Genomic DNA, 1,269 nt, shown 5'->3' with positions numbered 1-1,269 from the left:
CCGTTATGGTGAATGAGTTGTCTCGCCGTCAGCGCCGCGCGATGCAAGAAGCGATAGCCAAAGAGAAGGCGCTGCAAAAGCTCCACACCGCAGAGCAGATGACAACACTCGGTCAGTTAGCCGCAGGTATCGCACACGAACTTAACAATGCGATTGGTGTGGTCAGCAGTAAATCGGAGCGTTTAGAGTCCGTCATCATGACGCTGCTTGAAGAAGTGCATCCAGAGGCGAGTCAGTTCTTTGATTTTGGTTTGATGCAAGGGCAAAAAGTATCGTCTAGTGAAGCGAGAAAGCGCGGTCGTCATTTCGAAAAATATTATGGGTTGCCTAAAGAGTTGGCGCGTGATTTAGCGCGAGCCGTGCCGAGTAACTACCTCTCGGAGCATTGGTTAAAAAGGCCAGAAGAGGCGATTCGTTACTGGCAAGTTGGGCGAGACCTGCATGACTTGCGTATCGCGTCTAAGCATACGGTGGGCATTGTTCGTTCCGTTAAGCAATTGGGCAGAACGGATATCGACCTTGATGAGGCCATCAACATTAATGATTCGATAAATCGGGCATTGGCGTTGCTGCAGAGTGATTTGAGGCGCGTTAGTGTGCGTTTCAGCCCTGCAGAACTGCCGGTTTTTATTGGATCGCAAACTGAGCTTGTTCAAATTTGGGTGAATATTTTAAAGAATGCGTGCGATGCGATGATTAACATTGAGTCGCCGACCATTGAAATTCATACACGCGTGAGCAAAGGAAAGATTTTAGTCACGATCGCCAACAACGGCCCTGAAATTGATGAGGCCACACGCCGAAAAATATTTAGGCCGAACTTTACAACGAAGAAGGGCGGATTGTCTTTTGGGTTGGGGCTTGGGCTCTCGATCGTTAAACGTATTATTGCAGGTTACAACGGTTCCATTGTCGTAAAAAGTGACAGTGAAAAGACCATTTTTAGAATCAAATTACCGGTAGAGGGTGAACATGGAGAAGCTTAATTTAATTTGCGTTGATGACCAACGAGAGGTGTTAAGCGCGGTTCTACAAGATCTAGAACCGTTGAATAAATGGCTGAATATTGAGGATTGTGAGTCTGCTGATGAAGTGCTTGAGTTGATGGACGAGCTTGATGCAGATGGTGAAATGATCGCGTTAATTATTTCGGATCACGTGATGCCAGGTAAAACGGGTGTTGAGCTGCTGACGGAAATTTCCAAAGACAGCCGCTTTGTTCGCACTCGCAAAGTCTTGTTGACTGGGCAGGCCACGCACACTGATACG

Annotated in this window: 2 protein-coding genes; both read left to right on the top strand. The window is 47.4% G+C overall.

What is annotated here, in order from left to right; genetic code table 11:
• On the top strand, window positions 1-986 hold a 986-nt coding region (locus R7R78_RS24085), incomplete at its 5' end, for a sensor histidine kinase (protein WP_225474369.1).
• Window positions 973-1,269: response regulator (locus tag R7R78_RS24080; protein ID WP_225474368.1), on the top strand; the 297-nt coding region annotated here is incomplete at its 3' end. The genes R7R78_RS24085 and R7R78_RS24080, both read left to right, overlap by 14 nt.

It is taken from the genome of Vibrio sp. 2134-1 (genome assembly GCF_033339495.1).
The sequence above is the reverse complement of the archived record's forward strand: the minus strand, read 5'-3'. Positions and strand labels throughout refer to the sequence as shown.